At 62.1% G+C, this 1458-nt stretch carries 1 protein-coding gene and 1 pseudogene; both read left to right on the top strand.

The genetic code is table 11. The features are described from left to right. On the top strand, positions 1–1184 hold a 1184-nt coding region (locus G113_RS20040), incomplete at its 5' end, for an ABC transporter substrate-binding protein (protein WP_005914371.1). 120 nt (positions 1185–1304) lie between these two features. Then, a pseudogene (locus G113_RS22095) lies at positions 1305–1458 on the top strand (peptide ABC transporter permease); the annotation flags it as partial.

Genomic DNA, 1458 nt, shown 5'->3' with positions numbered 1-1458 from the left:
ATTTCGCCAGCCTGGGGCTGGATCACCTGCTGCGCAGTGTGCACAAGACGGGCCCCTATCAGGTGGTGTTCGAGCTCACTCGCCCCGACGCCTCCTTCCTCGCCACTCTGGCGAGTGACTATGCGGTGGTGCTCTCGGCCGAATATGGCCAGGCCATGCTGGCCGCCGGCACCCCTGCCCTGCTCGACAGCCACCCCATCGGCACAGGTCCCTTTCGCTTCAAGGAGTATCGTCACAACGAGTTCATCCGCTTCGAGCGCCATCCCGGCTACTGGCGTGGCCCGGCGCCCCTTGAACAGCTGGTCTACGACATCACCCCCAAATCCTCCAAGCGCCTCGCCAAGCTGCTCACCGGTGAATGCGATGTGATGAGCTACCCCTCCGCCAGTCAGCTGTCGGTGATCCAGCAGCATGATGATCTCACCCTGGCGGTGCAGCCCGGCATGAACGTAGCCTTCCTCGCCCTCAATACGCGCAGGCCTCCCTTCAACAAGGTGCAGGTGCGCCAGGCCATCGCCAGTACCATCAATGTGCCCAATCTGTTGCAGGCCGTCTATTTCGGGACTGGCCAGAGCGCCAACAGTCTGCTGCCACCACGCTCATGGGGTTACGATCCCAGTTCGCCGAGTCGCAAGCAGGATCTCGAGCGGGCTCGCGCCCTGCTCAAGGAGGCGGGACTGCCCCAGGGGTTCGAGATGCAGGTGCTGGTGCCGCCGGGCTCGCGTCCCTACAACCCGGACGCCTTGAAGACGGCTCAGCTCATCCGCAACGATCTGGCTGAGGTGGGGATACGGCTGCGCATCGTGCAGCAAGAGGCTCCCGTCATAGAGCGCCGCCTGCGCAAAGGAAATTACGACAGCCTGTTATCGGGCTGGATGGCCGATAACGCCGACCCCGACAACTTCTTCCGTCAGTTGCTGAGCTGCAACGCCGTGGCTCAGGGCAACAACGACAGTCGCTGGTGCAACCCGGCCTTCGATCAACTGCTCGACGATGCGGTAGGCAGCGGCAAGCTCTCGTTCCGGCTGCGCAACTACTATTATGCCCAGCGCATGCTCAACGAGCAGTTGCCCCTGATCCCCCTGGCTCATGCCCTGCGTATCCAGGCCAGCCGCAAGGACGTGCTGGGGCTGGAATTGATGCCCTTCGGTGGCACCTCCTTCAATCAGGTTCACAGGGAGTAAGCATGCCGACCCAGACATCATATCTGCCATGGCCAACCCTCGGCCTGTCTGCTGACAGCAATGGCGTGGTCATTCGTCCCCAAGGGGGCACGGTCTTAATCCAGTCGCAGGGGCGCTAGCATGCTGCTTTACATATTGCGTCGTATCAGTCTGCTGCTCATCACCCTGCTGGCACTGACGGTGGTCGCCTATCTGCTCGATTATCGCCTGCTCGGACAGCAGCCGAGCTTCTGGGGTGGCTACCCCGACTTCCTGCGCCATATCTTCGAAGGGG

The sequence above is a fragment of the Aeromonas molluscorum 848 genome, from assembly GCF_000388115.1.
GTDB lineage: Bacteria > Pseudomonadota > Gammaproteobacteria > Enterobacterales > Aeromonadaceae > Aeromonas > Aeromonas molluscorum.
Note: the sequence above shows the minus strand (reverse complement) of the source record. Positions and strands in the feature narration are given on the sequence as shown.